Here is a 1,437-nt window from a genome sequence, read left to right as displayed (position 1 = left end):
CTCAGAGTCAAGTGGTCGCTGCAACACCTGATTTTTGGGCGGTGTTGTTCGATGGGATTTCGGGTGCAGGGGTCGCGTCGGGTGCCAGCGGCGGTGCGGGAGCGATTTTGGGATGCGGTGAGTTCCGGGTTGTCGCCGACGGCTGCGGCCACGGTTGCCGGGGTGTCGCCGACGACGGGTCGAATGTGGGCCATGTCGGCGGGGTATCAGTCCAGTGGCAAGCATCGGGGTATTCGGTATTCGCAGTCGGCTCGTGACGCGTTCTGGGCGGCGATGTACTCCGGGGCCACGGTGACCGAGGCTGCGGTCGGTGCCGGGGTGTCCGAAACCACGGGGCGGTTGTGGATCAGGAAGGCTGGATATGTGCCTCGAACACCGGTTTGCGTTGATGTGCAGTCCTCTGACGACCTGGCGTCGCCGACGGGGCCGTTGACGTTTATCGAGCGCTGTCGGCTCGAAGAGCTGCTCGAACAGCGTTATCGCCCGATCGAGGCTGCCCAGCTGTTGGGTCGCCACAAGGACACGATTCGCCGCGAGATCGCCCGCGGGTTGACCAACTCGGGGTATCGAGCGCGGGTGGGCCAGGATATCGCCGGGGCCAATCGTCGGCGGCCCAAGGTGCGCCGGCTCGAAGACCACCCTGCGCTGTTGGCCGAGGTGGTGGCACGCTTGAAACAGCGGCACAGTCCGGCGCAGATCGCGGCGCGGCTGCGGCAGGATTTTCCCGACGATCCGGAGATGTGGGTGTCACACGAGACGATCTACCAAGCTCTCTATGTTCAGCCCCGTGGGGAGTTGGCCCGGCTGGTCAAGACCGCGTTGCGGACCGGTCGTACTCAGCGAAAACCGCAGGGCCGCAAGGAAACCAACCGGGGCAAGCTCAAAGACATGATCAACATCGCCGACCGGCCCAAGGAGGCCGATGACCGGGCGATCCCCGGGCATTGGGAGGGCGACCTCATTTTGGGCAGCACTGCCTCGGGCTCGGCGATCGGCACCATGGTGGAGCGCACCACCGGATTCGTGATGCTGCTGCACCTGCCCGGCGACCGCACCGCGGCCACCCTGGCTGACGCCATGAGCGCCAAGGTCCCCGAGATCCCCGAGGTCCTGCGCCGCTCGCTGACCTGGGACCAAGGCAGCGAAATGGCTCTGCACACCAAGATCACCGAGGCCACCGGACTGCCGATCTACTTCTGCGACCCACACAGCCCCTGGCAGCGCGGCACCAACGAGAACACCAACGGACTACTACGCCAATACTTCCCGAAAGGCACCGACCTGTCGTTCTACGGGCCGGGCTGGCTCGACCAAGTCGCCGCCGAACTCAACGCCCGACCACGCAAACGCCTCAAATGGCGCACCCCCGCCGAAGAACTCGACCGACTACTCTCAGACCCATCCACATTCGTTGCAGCCACCGCTTGAATCCAAGCG

1 protein-coding gene is annotated in these 1,437 nt (G+C 65.1%); it reads left to right on the top strand.

The window, feature by feature from the left end; genetic code table 11:
- Window positions 1-273 precede the first annotated feature (273 nt).
- The gene (locus BST13_RS38020) at window positions 274-1,428 is read left to right on the top strand and encodes an IS30 family transposase (RefSeq protein WP_083171373.1); all 1,155 of its coding nucleotides are present in this window, start codon (window positions 274-276) and stop codon (window positions 1,426-1,428) included.
- The last annotated feature ends 9 nt before the right edge of the window (window positions 1,429-1,437 follow it).

Source organism: Mycobacterium aquaticum (assembly GCF_002086485.1).
Lineage (GTDB): Bacteria > Actinomycetota > Actinomycetes > Mycobacteriales > Mycobacteriaceae > Mycobacterium > Mycobacterium aquaticum.
Note: the sequence above shows the minus strand (reverse complement) of the source record. Positions and strands in the feature narration are given on the sequence as shown.